1 protein-coding gene is annotated in these 747 nt (G+C 63.3%); it reads left to right on the forward strand.

Annotated elements, in window-relative coordinates; all coding sequences use genetic code 11:
* A partial coding sequence (locus BK660_RS29880; protein WP_123436390.1) for an NAD(P)/FAD-dependent oxidoreductase occupies positions 1-747 on the forward strand: 747 nt, incomplete at both ends.

Consider the following 747-nt stretch of genomic DNA (forward strand, 5'->3'; position numbering starts at 1 on the left):
GGCCGCTCTTACTCCAAGCCGATGCTCTCCACCGGTTTCGGCAAGAACAAAGACGCCGATGGCCTGAGCATGGCCGAACCGGGCGCCATGGCCGAGCAGTTGAAAGCCGAGGTGCGCACCCATACGCGCATCAGTGGCATCGACGCCGGTCATAAACGTCTGTGGATCGGCGAAGAAGCCGTCCCTTACCGCGACCTGATTCTCGCTTGGGGCGCAGAAACCGTGCGCGTGCCAATCGAAGGCGATGGCGCGGAGCTGGTCTTCCCGATCAATGATCTCGAAGACTATGCGCGTTTTCGTGCCGCTGCGGCGGGCAAACGCCGGGTGCTGCTGCTCGGTGCCGGCCTGATTGGCTGCGAATTTGCCAATGACCTGATCCTTGGCGGCTACGAGGTGCAACTGGTTGCGCCGTGCGAACAAGTCATGCCGATGTTGCTGCACCCCGCCGCTGCGGCAGCGGTGCAGGCCGGGCTGGAAAGCCTTGGTGCGAAATTCCACCTCGGCCCTGTACTGACCCGCCTGCAGAAAGTCGCCGATGGCCTCGAAGCGTATCTGTCCGACGGCCAGGTCATCCCGTGCGACGTTGTGGTCTCGGCCATCGGCCTGCGACCGCGTATCGATCTGGCGGCCGCCGCGGGCGTGCAGGTCAATCGCGGCGTTGTAGTAGATCGGCACCTGAAGACTTCCCACGCCAATATCTATGCGCTGGGTGACTGCGCCGAGGTCGACGGGCTGAATCTGCTGTAC

This window comes from Pseudomonas brassicacearum (assembly GCF_003732265.1).
Taxonomy (GTDB): Bacteria; Pseudomonadota; Gammaproteobacteria; order Pseudomonadales; family Pseudomonadaceae; genus Aquipseudomonas; species Aquipseudomonas brassicacearum_D.